The organism is Chryseobacterium sp. OV279 (assembly GCF_900128945.1).
Lineage (GTDB): Bacteria > Bacteroidota > Bacteroidia > Flavobacteriales > Weeksellaceae > Chryseobacterium.
Genome location: NZ_FQUD01000001.1, coordinates 214,540 through 231,608, shown reverse-complemented (window position 1 = coordinate 231,608; position 17,069 = coordinate 214,540). Strand labels below are relative to the sequence as shown.

At 34.4% G+C, this 17,069-nt stretch carries 15 protein-coding genes; 9 read left to right on the top strand and 6 right to left on the bottom strand.

Annotated elements, in window-relative coordinates; genetic code table 11:
- Positions 1-13: 13 nt before the first annotated feature.
- The 4 genes from BUA72_RS00905 to BUA72_RS00890 all read right to left on the bottom strand — a co-directional run bounded on the left by BUA72_RS00905 (position 14) and on the right by BUA72_RS00890 (position 3,485).
- Positions 14-1,162 carry a hypothetical protein gene (locus BUA72_RS00905; protein ID WP_072921392.1) on the bottom strand — a complete coding sequence of 383 codons (1,149 nt, stop codon included), beginning with the start codon at positions 1,160-1,162 and terminating at the stop codon, positions 14-16.
- 17 nt (positions 1,163-1,179) lie between these two features.
- Positions 1,180-1,467, bottom strand: a complete 288-nt coding sequence (locus BUA72_RS00900) for a helix-turn-helix domain-containing protein (RefSeq protein ID WP_072921390.1) — start codon at positions 1,465-1,467, stop codon at positions 1,180-1,182.
- 105 nt (positions 1,468-1,572) lie between these two features.
- The gene (locus BUA72_RS00895; protein WP_072921389.1) at positions 1,573-2,223 is read right to left on the bottom strand and encodes a hypothetical protein; all 651 of its coding nucleotides are present in this window, start codon (positions 2,221-2,223) and stop codon (positions 1,573-1,575) included.
- A gap of 11 nt (positions 2,224-2,234) precedes the next feature.
- A complete protein-coding gene (locus BUA72_RS00890) occupies positions 2,235-3,485 on the bottom strand; it encodes a phage integrase SAM-like domain-containing protein (protein WP_072921387.1) in 1,251 nt (416 codons plus the stop codon).
- 722 nt (positions 3,486-4,207) lie between these two features.
- Between BUA72_RS00890 and BUA72_RS00885 the strand changes: the two genes are divergently transcribed.
- The 4 genes from BUA72_RS00885 (at position 4,208) to BUA72_RS00870 (ending at position 9,573) form a co-directional block, all read left to right on the top strand.
- On the top strand, positions 4,208-5,581 hold the full coding sequence (locus BUA72_RS00885; RefSeq protein WP_072921386.1) for a hypothetical protein: 1,374 nt from the start codon (positions 4,208-4,210) through the stop codon (positions 5,579-5,581).
- Between the two features lie 24 nt (positions 5,582-5,605).
- Positions 5,606-6,175, top strand: coding sequence for a hypothetical protein (locus tag BUA72_RS00880; protein ID WP_072921384.1), 570 nt, complete (start codon positions 5,606-5,608; stop codon positions 6,173-6,175).
- Between the two features lie 14 nt (positions 6,176-6,189).
- Positions 6,190-6,747, top strand: a complete 558-nt coding sequence (locus BUA72_RS00875; protein ID WP_072921383.1) for a DUF6705 family protein — start codon at positions 6,190-6,192, stop codon at positions 6,745-6,747.
- 591 nt (positions 6,748-7,338) lie between these two features.
- Positions 7,339-9,573 carry a reprolysin-like metallopeptidase gene (locus BUA72_RS00870; RefSeq protein WP_072921382.1) on the top strand — a complete coding sequence of 745 codons (2,235 nt, stop codon included), beginning with the start codon at positions 7,339-7,341 and terminating at the stop codon, positions 9,571-9,573.
- Positions 9,574-9,851: 278 nt separating this feature from the next.
- Here the strand turns inward: BUA72_RS00870 and BUA72_RS00865 are convergent, their stop codons facing one another.
- Together BUA72_RS00865 and BUA72_RS00860 are read right to left on the bottom strand one after the other, a co-directional pair.
- Positions 9,852-10,646 (bottom strand): AraC family transcriptional regulator, encoded by a 795-nt coding sequence (locus BUA72_RS00865; RefSeq protein WP_072921381.1) that lies wholly within the window; start codon positions 10,644-10,646, stop codon positions 9,852-9,854.
- A 301-nt stretch (positions 10,647-10,947) separates the two neighbouring features.
- Complete coding sequence (locus BUA72_RS00860; protein ID WP_072921379.1) at positions 10,948-12,363, bottom strand: aldehyde dehydrogenase family protein; 1,416 nt, start codon at positions 12,361-12,363, stop codon at positions 10,948-10,950.
- 445 nt (positions 12,364-12,808) lie between these two features.
- Here BUA72_RS00860 and BUA72_RS00855 point away from each other — a divergent pair, with 445 nt between their 5' ends.
- From BUA72_RS00855 to pyk, 5 genes are read left to right on the top strand one after another with little or no spacing between them, the layout of a single operon-like run.
- Positions 12,809-13,048 carry an acyl carrier protein gene (locus tag BUA72_RS00855; protein ID WP_002976354.1) on the top strand — a complete coding sequence of 80 codons (240 nt, stop codon included), beginning with the start codon at positions 12,809-12,811 and terminating at the stop codon, positions 13,046-13,048.
- A 34-nt stretch (positions 13,049-13,082) separates the two neighbouring features.
- The gene (fabF, locus tag BUA72_RS00850) at positions 13,083-14,327 is read left to right on the top strand and encodes a beta-ketoacyl-ACP synthase II (RefSeq protein WP_047452865.1); all 1,245 of its coding nucleotides are present in this window, start codon (positions 13,083-13,085) and stop codon (positions 14,325-14,327) included.
- A 9-nt stretch (positions 14,328-14,336) separates the two neighbouring features.
- Positions 14,337-15,098 carry a ribonuclease III gene (gene rnc, locus BUA72_RS00845; protein WP_047452866.1) on the top strand — a complete coding sequence of 254 codons (762 nt, stop codon included), beginning with the start codon at positions 14,337-14,339 and terminating at the stop codon, positions 15,096-15,098.
- Positions 15,076-15,549, top strand: coding sequence for an IPExxxVDY family protein (locus tag BUA72_RS00840; protein WP_034723356.1), 474 nt, complete (start codon positions 15,076-15,078; stop codon positions 15,547-15,549). Before rnc ends, BUA72_RS00840 begins: the two co-directional genes overlap by 23 nt.
- Positions 15,542-16,987 (top strand): pyruvate kinase, encoded by a 1,446-nt coding sequence (pyk, locus tag BUA72_RS00835; RefSeq protein WP_047452867.1) that lies wholly within the window; start codon positions 15,542-15,544, stop codon positions 16,985-16,987. Before BUA72_RS00840 ends, pyk begins: the two co-directional genes overlap by 8 nt.
- The last annotated feature ends 82 nt before the right edge of the window (positions 16,988-17,069 follow it).

Genomic DNA, 17,069 nt, shown 5'->3' with positions numbered 1-17,069 from the left:
CCTTTACAAGTATTTATTTTTTAGTTGCAAAACCAAACAGCTTTTTTTTGATTCGACTTAACGTTTTATAATAATCAATTCTGCATTCGTTAGTACAATACATTACATTTTTTCTTATACTAGTTAATTCATTTTGACAACTTATATTCTTACACTTTCTTACTATTTTATTCTTTTCTTTATCTGAATTTAGGGTAGAAATAAACCTATTATCTAAATGGTTAAAAACTCTCTTATCATCTTTTTCGATAAACTTTTCAAAACAGGTTAATTTCTCGCCACTTTTAATTAGTTCTACACATTTTTCTTTAAGAAGTTTGGATATAATATCTTTTCCTGATTCTCTAATCAAATATTTTGTATTTAAAACTTCTAACCTTTGTTTTGCCTTATAAAAATTTTTATCATTTAGCAGCGTTAGATTACTCCAATAATTACTATTCAGAAAACACTGCAATTTTGTTCTTTCATGAGGACGCATTTTCTCGGTTGTATAATTATCTTTTTCAACAAAAACAATTTCATTCCATAATTTTAAAAGCAATTCTGAAAGCTTTTCCCAAACTAATTCTTTAGTTAGATCCGAAAGATTCTTAATCCCAAAACCATCAACAAAAATCATTTTTTTGATTGCAACTTCAATTTTTAAACGATTGTTCCATTCTTTCTTCTCCTGAAAATCTTTAAAATAAATTTTAAAATGATAGCGTTGATGTTTGAAGATAAATCCGAATTCCTTTCCTTTCTCAGTTAGTAGGGAGTAATTTTTACGTTTGTGAGTTAAAATTGAATTTTTAAGATAATCAATGTTAAATGGGCATTTTATAATAGCACAATATTCAAAACTCCGTATTTCCGTCATTTCTGGATCTACATATAATTCTTTTTTTAATTTTTCTATTGTCTGTAATAAATCCAATCGTGTAAAATCAATTGCATTTGTTTTTCCATCAGTAAAAAACTTGCATAGAGAACCTCGAAAGCCATAAATTATAGATGAGGTATTTTTCTTTAATGACAAACTCAGTCCTTTATATTTTGTACTAAAATTTTTATCATCAATGATCCCAGTTGCAGTATAAAAACGTCCCATCAAACCTATATTAACATCAGAACTCCAATCATCTGAAATACCATGTCTAATTCCACTAATACCGTCCATCAGCTTGTAAGTTATGATTACTTCTTACTTTTTTTCACCACAAGACTATCAAGAATTTCACTTTTTTTATAGTATCTACGGTTAGCAATACCATATGCTTTTATTTTTCCTTGATTTGTCCAGTGCCATAATGTAGAGGCATCAATCTTTAACATTTCACATACTTCAGCCCGAGTCAAAAGTTCATCTTGGTTTTTAGGATTTAAAGATTGAGTAAGGTTTTGCAGTTCAACTCTTACAGATTCCGTAATAATTTCTGAAAGAGTTACTTTGTCTATGCTTTGTAGAATAATCGATTTGTCCATAATTTTTTTTTTTGACAAAATTCAATATACTACATTGCTACTACCGCAATACTGGTATTTTTTGAGAATAATTCACTACTATGAAATTTAAAACAATAAAACAGTTCAATCACTGAAGTCTGAATAAATTTTCAAAAATTCATCTGTTATCTTTATCGTATCTTTATTAGATATACAATAATTATAGACTTCAACAACTTTATTTTTATCTCGTAAATAGTTTTTTGAATTACCTAAATTATTTCTTATTTCAGAAATATAATTTGAAGGAATATTATCTGAAAGTTCGTATTTATCTTTTATCATTTGTGCAATTTTAGAAGCATTTAAGCCTAAACTATTATAGTTAAGAAATTCTCCCATCGCATACTCTAAAAGTACATAAAACCATTTCTCTTGCTTCTTATTTATAACCTGATATTGAAACAATGCATTTAGTAATTCCTTTTTAATGACATAAAAATCTTCTAACAAAAGAAAATACATTACACCCTCATACTCGTATTCAACCAAACACATTATATCATCACTTTCAAATCTACTTTTTTCAATTTCTGTTTTTTTTATAATATACTTTTCAAGAACTTTTATTTCGTTTAAAAAATTGAACTGCATATTAATTTCTTTCACAAAATAATTATTCTGGATAACTTTAATCTGGCTTATAAAAAAATCCTTAAGTTCATGTCGATGATATAAATAAGCACTTAATATTATTTCTAAGTAAATAGGCTCATTATTCTTATTGATTCGCATTCTAAGAGAGTTTAATTAAAGTAATTAGTAATTTCAAGTGCTAAATCTTTATTACTCTTACCAATGTAATTTAAGAACATTGTTTCTGTGCTATGTCCCGTAATATAGATGAGGTAATTTGTTGGTATTTTTCCATAAAAATTAGATGCAAAAGACCTTCTTCCCACATGCGAAGCAATTAATTCCCATTTTTCAAATAATCCCTCTTCTTTTCTATAAATACCCGTATCCGGTTCAATCTCCATTTTTTTACTCCCACTTATTTTTTCCGTTATACCAGATTCTTTACAAACAATCTTTAACATTTCATTATATTTCTGATCGGAGATAGCTTTAGGAAAATCACCATTCCTTTTTTCTAATATTGCCAACACTTTTGAATGCAAGGGAATAGTCATTAGTTTTCCCGTTTTCCTTTGCTTAAATTCAAGCAATTTATTTCCTTTTTCTTCTCTAATCATTTTAGAAGAAAAATTCATGAAATCGGATATCCTTTGCCCTGTATAACAAGAAATAATTAACCAATCTTTTACATTGTCTAAGCTTTCATTAAACTCTTTTTCTTCAATTCCTTTAAGTTCATCAAAAGAAAGGTATGGATGCTTGATTTCTGTTTTCACCTTAATTCTTACCTTATTAAGATTCCGACTTACATCTACCCCTTTCTCGTATGCATAATTACAGAAGGTTTTAATAAAAACTAAATCTCTTTGAATTGTCCCTAATGCATAATTTTCAGATTTACAATATTCAACAAATTCAGCTTTGAAGTTTTCATCAATATCCGAAATCAAAACTATTTTCTGAAAAGCTTTCTCATATCGTTCCAATTTATGCTTGACAACTTTATGTTTTTTAATAGACGAAAGTGTAATTTCACCTTTTCTTTCTTCGTTATAATAATCTATAAACTTAACAAGCTCTATTGGTATAAGATTTTTTTCAGGCTCTTTGTTATAATATAAATCAATCTGATTTTGTAGCCAATTTTTGTTTACTAATTCCGGAATGATTTTATCAAAAGCTGATAAAATAAAATTTTCAATATTATTCATCTCACTTTTAATTTCTAATTGACGATTAGCCACATCAATATTTTTTGGTCTTTTCTGATTATGCTGCCTTTCCCAATAAACTTTACTAACTTTTAATAAGGTTTTTACTCCAATAACATAATCATTTGAATTATGCCTAAACAGCAATCTGATATTCAGATTCGAGTTTTCTCTAGTAGATCGGTAAAGGAAATTTAGTGTTGCCATTATAGCCGTACATTTTGTTATACAAATGTATTATTTTTGTACGGTAAATTGCAAACTATTAAAATTTAAATCAAATTACATCAATAAGCTCAACACGAAAAATACTAGCAAACACATTGAAAAACAGCTAAATTATCACTTACACGATGCAGAAATAGATTTTCAAAATTGAACATATAGTACACCCTCCAACTCCACTCTTAATGAAATTAGGCACTTTTAACAGAGTGCCTTTTTTATTGCCCTTACTCATGTAAAACCACACAGATAAAGAGTTTAGCAAGGTTTTGTTTTTTTTAATTGCATCAAATTGTTTTAAATTTCATTTTGTCGAAAATATGGAGGACATGGAATAAAATATTCGGAGCAGAATTCAATGACCATCTATATTTTGAACTGCATAAAAAATACTTCAAGAGGTTTTACAATGGCAGAATAACCAAACGATACGCCCGAATAAGTAAAAAAATAAATCAAAGAGATAAGGTGGATCTAAGGGAATTAGACAGTATATTATAAGGAGTTTAGATAGAAAATAATTTTGATCTAATACTTTAAAACACCCATTTTCAAGTAATAAAGGCGTATTCCTGAATGTCAGACTAGCTTTAACATTAATTATTCACTATATGAAATTTTAGTTTCTCGCATTACGGAAATCATAGATGATTTTATCACCATATGTAGAAAAAAACTATATTTGGACCGAAAAACTAAAATAGATGACAAAAAAATTAACTATCTCGGTGGTTTTAGCTTTTCTAGTGGCCATATCCCTACACTCCTGCCGGTCTGAAGATCTTCTTAACACTAGTGAAGAACAACAGCCTTCTAAATTTAGAGTATTTACTGCTCAGGAAAAAGAAACAATCAATTATGCAAAAGGTTTCAAAACGCTATTAGAACGTTATGATGAAATCAACAATGTCCAACACACTGCTAAAGCACTGAAAAAAGCACTGAAAAATTCATCAGAAATGGCAGATGAATATGTAGAACTCAATATTCGTTCTCAGGATTTCACTACGAAAACCAATGAAAAATTTACACTTTTCCCATTAATTAAAAATGGAAAAGTAGATGGTATTATTATTGCCATATTAAAGGAAAATGATACTCAGGTAGAATTTTTAAAAATGTATCCTGAAGTAGAAAACTATGATAAAATGCTAGGGTTATTTAAAGAAGCATTTCTAAAAAATACATTACAGCAAAGAATCGCAGCTAAAGGAAACGGAAATTGCAGTTCTGACGGATCACCTTGTGATACTGGAGAGGTGGTTATTACGATGCCTGGAACAGGCGGTGGCATTCCCGGAGGAATTTGGAATGGAGGACCACCTCCAGGAGGATGTCAACCTTATGACAACTGTCTGAATCCTGATGGAGGAGGAGGCAGCGGTGGTGGTGAAGGAAATGGGCCTGAAAATGGACCCACTACACCTGCAAATCCATGTGAGCAAACAAAAGGTATGTTACAGGATCAAAAAGTACAAAATATCGTCAATGATTTAAAAGGTCATATGAATAGTGGAGCAGGAGGAGAAAAGGGATGGCGTCTTAACAAGATAGGGGCTCCGACGCAAACTACCCAAAATAGCAAACACAGTGTAAATTTTGGTAATCCCTCAACAATGAATGGGGGCTATCATAACCATACTGGAACTAAAATCGATATTTTTTCAGCAACCGATATTTCCGCATTAATCGATATTGCGAGATATCAGAACATTGGAGATGCAGAAAATGGGTTTATGGGTTTAGTAGCTCCTAATGGCATACATTATGTTATTCATTTCAACGGTTCACATTCAGAATTGCCAGTAACTGGCTCATTAGATAATAACATCGATGAATGGAACTATTTTCAAATAAGAGAACAATGGGATATATTGGATAATGACACATCGGGAACTTATTGTAATGTCGGAGAAAATAAATTAAACAGCAAAGGCTTAGAAAAAATATTTTTTAGCACATTAAAAAGAATGGGACTTGAAAATAAAGTTGTTTTACAAAAAATAAATGAAAATAATAGTGTTTCAACTATTAATTTAAATAGTAACGGAGCTACGGATGCAGTTCCTTGTATATAAAATTAAATTTTAAAATTAAACAAAATGAAATATTTTCTTTTTACAATAAATTTTTTCTTATTATCAAATTTATACTTCTCTCAACAAATTTACCCAATAAATACTTTTCCGGAAAACTTACCTCCAAATTCATATATTAAAGATATTAACAATGACCTAGGTCCTTTCATTGGAAATTGGTCTACTATATATGAAGGGAAAAAAATGGATTTAAGTATTGTAAAAGAACTTAAGAGAAGTTTTAAACTTCCAAATTCAACCCATTCATTTTATCAGGACGTACTTATAGCTAAATATACAATCAAAGATAACAGTGGGATTATTTTGCAAACTAACATTAATTCAGTAAATAACAATGATAATAATTTTATAGCAAGTATTGCTATTAAAGGGAATGTTGTACATATGTATTACAGGGGCACAAATTGTAGAGTAGGTTGGGGAACTATTAATCTGAAGCAAATTGATAATAATCAAGTATCTTGGTCATATTATCCTAATAGTACAACTTTGACAACTACAAATTGTCCTGGAAATCAAGACACAACAATTTATTTACCAGAGACAGAAAATTTAGTATTTACAAAGCAATAGTGAAAGGCTTATTCATGTTTTTAGGAATGTTTGTTATGTTTTCTTGTAAAGCACAACAAATTTATCCTTTAAAAACTGATTATACTGAAGTTGCTCAAGATTCTTATTTAAAAGACCTAAATAACGAACTAGACTCATTTATCGGCACATGGCAGGGAAGCTTTAATGGTAATTCAATTACTTTATTTATAACAAAAGAAATACATAGACTTTTTAATGAAAATCAACATAGGTACTACAAAGATATTTTATCAATAAAGTATACTGTTAAAAATTCTTCTGGGGCGCTTCTTCAAAATACTCAAAGTATGAATTTTCAAGCAGAACAATTAAGGCATACAATTTACAGTCAATGGGCGGATGATAATGCAAATACATTTTTATTTTATTATGGAGGAACAAATTGCAGTGTAGGTTGGGGGAAAATTACATTAAAAAAATTAAACTCTACACAAGTTTCATGGGAGTACCTTCCAAATGATACTGTACTAGATGAGAATAGATGTCCAACTGGTACCGATATTAACATTTATTTACCTGAAACAAAAGATTTAGTTTTCACTAAACAATAGTGAAAAGATTAACAATAAACTGAAACTGCCCTAGAGGCGGTTTTTTTATTGAATAAATTTCAAAATGAGAGTTCAATTAAATAGTATTGGAATTAAATTTTTTCTATTACAGAATATTACAGTTTTTGTTGTGGTACCACCTGTAAATATCTAAAAAAAAAAATCTACAATGGTAAGATTACAAAACAGTATGCACAACTAAGGAAAAAAATAAGTCAGCGGGATGAGGTTGATTTGATAGAATTAGATAACTATTTTACAAAGAAATATTAGAATTACATACACAACCGTTGATACAAATCATTTGTTTCAAACTTTAATTAATTGATTTTCAGATATATTTAGTAGTCCCTCCAACTCCACATAAAACCCTGTAAATATCTTATTTACAGGGTTTTGTTTTAATATATTCAAATACAGGAATTGAACTCCATCTTCAATCAATATACTAGCCGTTTTTTGATAAAAAAACAATCATTATTATCTTTTTATCATGTTTATTGTTTGGATTTAATTAATTTTAAGGCTCTTTGTATCTTACATTAAAAACCTTATACTTTTTAATAACATTGAAACTAAATATCATAAACTATGAGAGTTAAACAATTATCTTATTTGGGGATATTTATCCTATCCATATCCTTTGGAAAAGCACAGGATTTTTTCACCCCAATCAGTGAGAGATCTATTAAAGCAGATCCGAAAAGCAGAACGGTGCAACCCGAAAAATCTCAGACCTACACATTGGATATAGCTGGAATGAAAAGCTATTTTAATTCAGTGCCCGAACTGAAAGATACTGATCTTAAAGATAAAGCACCTATCATTCTGCTACCAATGCCGGATGGGACTAAAGCAAAATTTAGAATCTGGAAATCTTCAGTAATGGCTCCTGAATTGGCTCAAAAATTCCCTCAATTGGTTACCTTCACGGGACAGGGAGTGGATGACAAATATGCCACGATTAAGTTAGATTTTACAGAATTAGGGTTCCATGCCCAAATAAAGTCTGTTATAACAGGTGACACTTATATTGATCCTTATGCAAAAAATAATGTTAGTAATTATATTATTTACAAGAAAAGCGATTTGATTGACAAAAACCCAAGGGTTTGTGGAACAAAAGACGAAGACAGCCAATCAGAAAAAAAAAACGCACAAAAAACAGTAACACCAAGCGTAGGAACTCAAATTAGAGTTTTCAGATTTGCAGTAGCCTGTACCGGAGAATATGCACAAGCTGCTACGGGATTAGCTTCACCTACTGTTGCACAAACGCTGTCAGCCATTGTAACCTCTGTAAACAGAGTAAACGGGGTATACGAACAGGAAGTAGCTGTAAGATTGGTATTAGTTCCAACAGAAACCAGTGTTATCTTTACAAATCCTGCTACCGATCCTTTTAATGGTAATGATGATGCGTATACATTAATAGATGAAAGCCAGGCTCAGATTGACGCATTGATAGGAAGCGAGAATTATGACATAGGACATACGTTCAGCACCGGGGGTGGCGGATTAGCAGGATTAGGTGTTATCTGCAGTAACGGTAACAAAGGAAGCGGAATTACCGGTTCACCTAACCCTGTTGGAGATCCTTATGATATCGATTATGTTGCTCACGAAGTGGGACATCAGTTTGGGGGTCCTCATACATTCAATTCAACAACAGGAAGTTGTGGAGGAGGTAATCGTAATGCAGCCACCGCTGTAGAACCAGGAAGCGGAATCACAATCATGGCTTATGCCGGTATCTGTGGTTCTACCAATAACCTTGCGGCCAACAGTATTCCTACTTTCCACACCCGCTCATTCCAGTCGATTACAGCAACAGTTCAGGCAACTACCTGCCAGGTGACAACTCCAGTTGCCAATACAGCCCCGGTTGTTAATGCAGGAAATAACTATACCATCCCTAAGGGAACTCCATTTAAATTAACAGGCTCTGCAACCGATGCTGAAAACAATCCACTTACCTATTCGTGGGAACAAAACGATGTAGGACCAGCAAGTAACTGGAATGCACCATCAGGAAATGCTGCTATATTCAGATCATTTGTCCCTGTACCTGTTCCTTACAGATATTTCCCAAAACTTTCGGATGTAATTAACAACACAACAACCAGAGGAGAGATCTTACCTTCATATGCCAGAACTATGGAGTTCAGATTAACGGTAAGAGATAATAACGCAGGTTGTGCAGGGGTTGCCAATGATGATGCGATCGTTACAGTTGACGGAAATTCAGGACCATTTACAGTTACAGCACCTACTACAGCCGTAACCTGGGCAGGTAATTCTACTCAGACTCTTACATGGAATGTAGCCAATACAACTGCGGCTCCCGTGAATTCTGCCAATGTAAGCATTTTCCTTTCTACAGACGGAGGCCTTACTTATCCTACCACTATCCTGGCATCTACGCCAAATGATGGTTCAGAGACTATTACGATTCCTAATGTAGCTACTACACAAGCCAGAATTATGGTTGCAGGACAAGGAAATGTCTTTTACAATATCAACCCTGTTAATTTCACAATCAACCGGGTATTGGCTGTGAGTGAAGTAGCCGGAGATAAAGATGTTTTTGTGGTTTATCCTAATCCTAGTAAAGAACTTCTGAATATTAAATTTACCAATTCAAATGAAAACTATGATATCTTCGTGTATGATACAAGTGGGAAATTAGTATTCAGTAAGCTGAATAATAAATTAGATGCCAATAAAGTTGGCACCTTCAACTTGGGTCAGTTAATTACCGGAGATTATCTGGTTAAAATTAAAACCAAGACCATGGATAAAACCGTTAAATGGGTGAAAGAATAAGATTATTTAAGAATCTACAAATTTGATAAAAAGGTTGTTTTCATTGGAAAGCAACCTTTTTTATTTATACTACTAAATTAAATACAATCGCTATTTCTCAAGATTATAATACATTAAAAACAGACTCCAAAATCACACAAAATTAGAAGTAATCATGGTAAATTTGATCATCTCAAAAATATCATATTAACAAAAAGATTATTTTAGTTTTTTACCTGCTCTTATGACACTGAGGGTCTACTGAGACCCCCAAATGCTAGTTTATTGAAGGCTTTATTTTATACAAATAACCTGCTTGGCGGCATACCATACTGTTTTTTAAAAGCAAATGAAAAATGGGAAAGATCTTCAAAACCCAGATCCAGATAAATATCCGTTGCTTTTTTTCCTTTTTCCAAAAGATAGCGGGCTTCCTGCAGTCTCTTTTCGAGCAGCCATTTTCTCGGCGCGGTTCCGAATATTTTTTCAAAATCTCGTTTAAAGGTTGCGAGACTTCTTCCCGTCAGATAAGCAAAACGGTCCAGTTTTACATTAAAATGATAGTTCTTCTGCATAAAACCTTCAAGATCTATTTTATATGGATCAGAAATATCAAACAGGATATTTTTTAATGACGGATCATGTTCAAATAATAGAAATAAAGCTTCTTTCTGCTTCAACAGAGCTAACTCGGGAGATTTATTTTCCAACAGATCCTGATACTGCAGCAAGGATTCCATAAAATATTTCAGATGTTTTACGTCTGATACATCAGTAAAAGCAGACGTTTTTGATCGTTCCGGGAGTACAAAATCTTCTTCCGAGCTCATCTCCTTCAGCAGTTCATCGTCAAACCTGATAGATAATGATTTAAATTCTACTTCTTCACCTGGCTTTTTGAGAAATTTCAATAATTGATTTTTCCGGACAAGATAGATATCTCCACTCCGGAACATTTTCCGTTGAACACCATCATTAAGCTCCATTTCTCCTGAAATCACCATCGACAAAGCATTATAGGAAACAAACTGTTCCCCTTCACGAAAAACGGTGAAGTAGCAGGAATAATTGATGTAATCGATATTTTCAGACATTTATTTTCGTAATTAAAGTCAAGCCGGAAAAGCTCTGACTTGACTGTTCAATATAATATTTTAACCTGTGTTCGGAATAAAAAGTGAAGATTAAATGGTTTGAAGATGGAAGTTACTATTGGGCAGTAAGTACTTAACAATTCTTTTTAAATGTATTGAAGGAGTTTTAAAAAGATGAATAAAAACACCCTGCATTTCTATCTTTGGACTTCAATAACTTCCCTATTCGAGCTTCTGACTCCCTTACATCATGATGAAAACTGAAATATCTTATCCCGGACTCACATATTTTTAACGTAATTTACACCAAAATTGATTTCGGCTCCAAATATTCTTCCAGACCAAATGCTCCGAATTCCCTACCAATCCCCGATTGTTTGAATCCTCCGAACGGGGCCAGCGGATCATGTTTGAAACCATTCACACAAACTCTTCCCGCTTCAATCTGAGAAGCTACCCTGATGGCACGGCTCTCATCCGAAGAAGTCACATAAGCAGCCAATCCATAAGGAGTATCATTTGCGATCGCGATAGCTTCTTCTTCATTTTCGTAAGCGATAATAGAAAGTACCGGTCCAAAAATTTCTTCCTGTGCAATGCGCATATCATTTCGGACATTGGTGAAAATAGTAGCTTTAACGAAATTTCCATTTTCAAGACCTTCCGGTTTTCCGATACCACCTGCTAAAAGATCTGCACCTTCCTCCAAACCTAACTGGATGTAACTTTGTACCCGCTCAAATTGTTTTTCAGAAACCATTGGACCTACATTTGTATTTTCACTGGCAGGATTCCCTACGACAACCTGTCGCGCTGTTTCTTTCGCAACTCTATTGACTTCTTCCAGTCTTGATTGAGGAACCAGTAAACGCGTCGGAGCAATACAAGCCTGTCCGCTATTCATATAAGCTCCAAAGACAGCTTGTGGAATGGCCTGCGTAAAATCAGCATCATCCAAAATAATATTGGGCGACTTCCCACCAAGTTCTAAAGTGACTCTTTTCATACTGTCTACAGCGCCTTTAGCGATCATTTTCCCTGTATGGGTAGAACCCGTAAAAGAGATTTTAGCGATATCAGGATGACTCACAATTTCATTTCCCACGACATTTCCTAATCCGTTAACAACATTAAAAATTCCTTTTGGCAGGACAGCTTCATGAAAACATTCTATAATGATCTCGGTCTGAAGGGCGCTCATTTCACTTGGCTTTACAACAACTGTACAACCTGCAGCAACTGCTGTTGCAAATTTACTGCATATAAAACCGTTGCTGGAATTCCATGGAGTAATAATACCGACTACTCCAATGGGAGTCATCTGTACAAGAGTTTTTCCCGCTCTTCTTTCAAATTCAAAATCACTGAGGGTTTCTATCATGTGTTCAAAAGCGCCTACCATATTCTGATAGCCTGCCGTGCAGAACTGTCGGGTTCCGCCATACTCCGTGATCATGGTTTCGATGAGTTCTTCTTCACGCTTTTCTACAGCCTTCTTTAAGTTTTTAAGAATTTCAATACGCTCTTCAATAGTTGTTTTTGAAAATGTTTTAAAAGCTTGTTTCGCTGCTGCAATGGCTTTTTGAGTATCTGTTTCATCTCCTAAAACCACTTCACCTAATTTTTCATGATTGGAAGGATTAATCAGATCGAATACTTCTGTTCCGTGTAATGCTGTCAATTCACCGTTGATGTAAGCCTGGTCTATACGTTTCATATTGTTTATTTTAATTTTACAGGACAAAGTTCCCACAATTCTGAAGGATGTGTTTTGTCACATGGCTCAATTCAACTTTGCTGAAAAGCTCAAAAAAAACGATAATATCCCACTTAAATGCTTCCAACGAAAATTTAAAATGATATTTTATTACTTAATTCCGGAAGAAAATAAAACATCCTATCGCCCCTCAATTAATCTTATTTAAGACCCGAATATCCATGATGAGCCTTTTACCACAACCTTTTTCGTACCGTCTTTACCCCGAATCACAATTCATTTTCCTTATGATTTACATAGCAAACATAAATACCTGAAAACGAAAACACTAAAACTTCTCACTATAAAATAAGTATAGTCTACCCACAAAAAAGACTAAAAAAATGTTTTATCGTGAAGAATTTTATATATTTGCACCATCTAACAATTAAAAAAATAATTTACTATGTCAGACATTGCATCAAGAGTAAAAGCTATCATCGCTGATAAGCTTGACGTTGAAGAAACAGAAGTAACTCCTGAAGCTAGCTTCACTAACGATTTAGGAGCTGATTCATTGGATACAGTTGAGCTAATCATGGAATTTGAAAAAGAATTCAACATTCAAATCCCTGATGATCAGGCTGAAAAAATTACTACTGTAGGTCACGCTATCGCTTACATCGAAGAAGTAGTAAATAAATAATATTCTTCAACAAAAAAGAAAATTTTAAAAGTTTATGGAATTAAAAAGAGTAGTTGTAACCGGTTTTGGCGCAATAACACCGATTGGAAATAATGCAAAAGAATACTGGGAAAATCTTCTTAAAGGTGAGAGCGGTGCTGCTCCGATTACTCTTTTTGATGCCAAAAACTTTAAAACTAAATTCGCTTGTGAAGTGAAAGGTTTCGATCCGTTGCAGCATTTCGATAAGAAAGAAGCAAAGAAAATGGACCGAAATACTCAACTTGGGCTTGTAGCCGCAAGAGAAGCGGTAGCACACTCCAGAATTATGGAAGACAATGTTGATAAAAACAGAGTCGGCGTAATTTGGGGTTCCGGTATCGGAGGTTTAGAAACTTTCGAAACAGAGGTTTTAGGATGGGCGAATACGGAAATTCCAAGATTCAACCCATTCTTTATTCCTAAAATGATCGCGGATATCACTCCTGGACATATCTCCATTGAGTATGGTTTTCACGGGCCGAATTATACTACGGTATCTGCCTGTGCATCATCTGCCAATGCGCTGATTGATTCTAAGATGATTATCCAGCTTGGAAAAGCTGACGTTATTGTATGCGGAGGCTCTGAAGCAGCCGTTACAGCAAGTGGTGTCGGTGGATTTAATGCGATGATGGCACTTTCTACAAGAAATGATGATCCTACCACCGCTTCAAGACCGTTTGATAAAGACAGAGACGGTTTTGTATTGGGCGAAGGTGCAGGATCTATTATCCTTGAAGAATATGAGCACGCGGTAAAACGTGGCGCTACCATTTATGCAGAATTATTAGGTGGCGGTATGAGTGCTGATGCACACCATATGACAGCCCCTCATCCTGAAGGCTTAGGCGCTTATCTGGTAATGAAAAACTGTTTGGAAGACGCAGGCTTAACTGCTGATGAAGTAGACCATATCAACATGCATGGTACCTCTACTCCATTAGGAGATATTGCAGAATCCAACGCAATTTCGAGATTATTGGGTGAACACGCTTATGATATTCAGATTAATTCTACAAAATCAATGACTGGCCATCTTTTGGGTGCTGCTGGTGTTATTGAGGCTATCGCAGCATTAGGAACAATTATTCATGGTATCGTTCCACCTACCATCAACCATTTTACTGATGATGAAAATATTGACAAAAGATTGAATTTCACATTCAATACAGCTGTTAAAAAAGATGTAAAAGTAGCCATGAGCAATACTTTTGGATTTGGCGGGCACAACGCTTGCGTTCTATTTAAGAAAATCTAAATTCAATGAATGGAGTTACAGAAATACTTTTCTAAATTCCTTCTCAGACAAAGAAAAAGAAAATTAACGGAGAGAGACTACTTCCTTAGTACCGAGCTGAAAAAAATGCTGGGTGCCGAGGTTCAGAATGTGGCTCTTTACCGGGAAGCTTTTTCTTTAAAAAGTTCTTCTAAAAATCAAGACAGCAATTACGAACGACTTGAATTTTTGGGAGATTCTGTTTTGGGTACAATTATTTCCTGTCATCTGTTCCAGACTTATCCTCAGGCTAACGAAGGATATCTCACGCAGATGAAATCTAAAATTGTTAATAGGAAGAATCTTAATAAATTAGGTGAAGACCTGAAGCTTATCGATCTCTTGCAAAAGCAGGGATCCGCAGCGTTGGGTGAAAATATTTCCGGAAATTTATTTGAGGCACTTATTGGTGCTGTTTATCTGGACTTCCAGTATGACGCCTGTAAAAGGATCATTCTGGAAAGATTACTGACGCCTTCTGAAATTAATAAGCTTGAAAATAAAATTGTAAGCTACAAAGGTCTTCTGCTTGAATGGAGCCAGAAGAAAAAAGTAAATATAAAATACGAGACCTGCGAAGAAATTCAGGCTAATAAAGCAGTCGTCTTCAGGTGCCATGTCTGGCTGGGAGAAGAAAAAATCGCCAATGCGACGGAAACTTCCAAAAAGAAGGCAGAAGAAAAGGCAGCACAGAGAGCGTTTTATATTTTAAACAAAAAAGAAAACATACTTGGAAATCCAAAAACTTTATGATCTAGACGATATAGAATTTGAAGATATTGCCATAGGATTGGTAAGATTAGCAAAAGATGTACCTGCTCATGAGTTTTTCTACAAGATTAATCAAATCAACGGCCTCACTTTTTCCCGAAAAAAGGATGTGATCATTCACGGGGCTTATTACGACTATTATTTTCCAAGATTTGAAGCTTACCATAAATTTACGAAAACGTGTTTTACGTTCATTTCGAACCGGTCTTCGGAAAGTAAGCAAAAAAAACTGCAGACCGAGCTCTTCACAGAAGAAGAAAACATTAAATTTTTATTAAATAATCAGGTAGATGTGGAATATATTCTGCATACATCGGAACAAATTCCTGATTTTTCCGTAATTTTGCTCCCGGAAAATCTTGTATTTCCGATACAAGATTATACACTGAGTTCTGAAGAGGAACTTTATCAAATTATCCAGTATTATGAATAAGTATTTAAAGAAGACAAAAATTATTGCAACACTAGGGCCTGCTTCATCATCGAAGGAGGTAATGTTAGGACTAATGAAAGCGGGTGTTGATATTTTCAGAATAAATTTTTCACATGCAGACTACGACTTAGTTCGAAATAATATTGAAATTATCAGAGAGCTTAATCAGGAATATGGTTATTCTGTAGGAATCTTAGGAGACCTTCAGGGGCCGAAACTGAGAGTGGGCGTTGTAAAGGAAGGTTCTTACCTGAATCCGGGAGATGTTCTTACCTTTACAAATGAGAAAATAGAGGGAGATTCTACTAAGGTTTACATGACTTACCAGCAGTTTCCTCAGGACGTAAAAGTTGGTGAAAAAATCCTTATTGATGACGGAAAACTGATGTTGGAAGTTATTGAAACCAACGAAATAGATACGGTAAAAGCAAAAACCATCCAAGGGGGACCTCTAAGTTCCAAGAAAGGGGTGAACCTGCCGAATACCAATGTATCTCTTCCTGCTCTTACGGAAAAAGACATTCAGGATGCCAATTTCATGCTTGACATGGAGGTTGACTGGATTGCCCTTTCTTTCGTTCGTCATGCTCAGGATATCATTGACCTTAAAAAACTGATCGACAGCCATCCGAACGGAAAATTCAAAACCCCGATCATTGCTAAGATTGAAAAGCCGGAAGGCGTTAAAAATATTGACGAAATTCTATTGGAATGTGACGGACTGATGGTTGCCCGTGGTGACCTTGGTGTGGAAGTTCCGATGGAAGAAGTTCCTGCTATCCAGAAAACGCTGGTAGAGAAGGCAAGATTCTATTCAAAGCCGGTGATTATCGCTACGCAGATGATGGAAACCATGATCAACAGTCTTACGCCTACCAGAGCGGAGGTAAATGACGTTGCCAACTCTGTATTGGACGGTGCGGATGCCGTAATGCTTTCAGGAGAAACTTCTGTAGGTAGATATCCGATTCAGGTCGTTGAAAACATGACGAAAATTGTAAAGAATATCGAGACCACTCATTTTTACCAACATAAAAATGAGCCAATGGAAAAAGATTACAACTGCATCGACGAAAGATTTATCACGAACAGAGTATGTCTTGCAGCGGTAAGAATTGCTAAAACGACTAACGTTTCTGCAATCGTTACATTGACGCACTCAGGATATACAGCATTCCAGCTTGCCGCTCACAGACCGAATTCTCAAATCATTGTATACAGTGGAAACAGAAGAGTAATCACGATGCTGAACCTTCTTTGGGGCGTTCATGCTTACTACTATGACATGAAAAAGTCTACGGATGAGACGATCATTCAGGTGAATATGCTGACTCACAACCATGGGTATATCGAAAGCGGAGATTTTGTAATCAATATCAATGCTACTCCATCTTACGAAGGCGGAAAAACGAATACACTGAGACTGACGACAGTATAAGCAATAAGCAATAAGCAATAAGCAATAAGCAATAAGCAATAAGCAATAAGCAAAATTACTTTTTGACAAGCATATAAAAAAT

Excerpts from the sequence above, each read along its gene's own strand:
- BUA72_RS00905 (WP_072921392.1), bottom strand. The coding sequence starts at position 1,162 with ATGGACGGTATTAGTGGAATTAGACATGGTATTTCAGATGATTGGAGT.
- fabF (WP_047452865.1), top strand. The coding sequence starts at position 13,083 with ATGGAATTAAAAAGAGTAGTTGTAACCGGTTTTGGCGCAATAACACCG.
- pyk (WP_047452867.1), top strand. The coding sequence starts at position 15,542 with ATGAATAAGTATTTAAAGAAGACAAAAATTATTGCAACACTAGGGCCT.
- BUA72_RS00890 (WP_072921387.1), bottom strand. The coding sequence starts at position 3,485 with ATGGCAACACTAAATTTCCTTTACCGATCTACTAGAGAAAACTCGAAT.
- BUA72_RS00855 (WP_002976354.1), top strand. The coding sequence starts at position 12,809 with ATGTCAGACATTGCATCAAGAGTAAAAGCTATCATCGCTGATAAGCTT.
- rnc (WP_047452866.1), top strand. The coding sequence starts at position 14,337 with ATGGAGTTACAGAAATACTTTTCTAAATTCCTTCTCAGACAAAGAAAA.
- BUA72_RS00885 (WP_072921386.1), top strand. The coding sequence starts at position 4,208 with ATGACAAAAAAATTAACTATCTCGGTGGTTTTAGCTTTTCTAGTGGCC.
- BUA72_RS00865 (WP_072921381.1), bottom strand. The coding sequence starts at position 10,646 with ATGTCTGAAAATATCGATTACATCAATTATTCCTGCTACTTCACCGTT.
- BUA72_RS00880 (WP_072921384.1), top strand. The coding sequence starts at position 5,606 with ATGAAATATTTTCTTTTTACAATAAATTTTTTCTTATTATCAAATTTA.
- BUA72_RS00860 (WP_072921379.1), bottom strand. The coding sequence starts at position 12,363 with ATGAAACGTATAGACCAGGCTTACATCAACGGTGAATTGACAGCATTA.
- BUA72_RS00875 (WP_072921383.1), top strand. The coding sequence starts at position 6,190 with ATGTTTTTAGGAATGTTTGTTATGTTTTCTTGTAAAGCACAACAAATT.
- BUA72_RS00895 (WP_072921389.1), bottom strand. The coding sequence starts at position 2,223 with ATGCGAATCAATAAGAATAATGAGCCTATTTACTTAGAAATAATATTA.
- BUA72_RS00900 (WP_072921390.1), bottom strand. The coding sequence starts at position 1,467 with ATGGACAAATCGATTATTCTACAAAGCATAGACAAAGTAACTCTTTCA.
- BUA72_RS00870 (WP_072921382.1), top strand. The coding sequence starts at position 7,339 with ATGAGAGTTAAACAATTATCTTATTTGGGGATATTTATCCTATCCATA.